The sequence below is a fragment of the Bacillus sp. mrc49 genome, from assembly GCF_002803435.1.
Window position 1 is genome coordinate 1 of the sequence record NZ_PHNG01000440.1, and the last position, 302, is coordinate 302.

The following is a 302-nucleotide window of genomic DNA, read 5'->3' on the forward strand; positions in this document are numbered from 1 at the left end:
ACCAGAGTAACTGCTGGTACCTTGACGGTACCTAACCAGAAAGCCACGGCTAACTACGTGCCAGCAGCCGCGGTAATACGTAGGTGGCAAGCGTTGTCCGGAATTATTGGGCGTAAAGCGCGCGCAGGTGGTTCCTTAAGTCTGATGTGAAAGCCCACGGCTCAACCGTGGAGGGGCATTGGAAACTGGGGAACTTGAGTGCAGAAGAGGAAAGTGGAATTCCAAGTGTAGCGGTGAAATGCGTAGAGATTTGGAGGAACACCAGTGGCGAAGGCGACTTTCTGGTCTGTAACTGACACTGA

1 rRNA gene is annotated in these 302 nt (G+C 53.0%); it reads left to right on the forward strand.

From position 1 onward, the window contains the following. Window positions 1–302: ribosomal RNA gene (locus tag CVN76_RS02675) — 16S ribosomal RNA — on the forward strand; the annotation flags it as partial.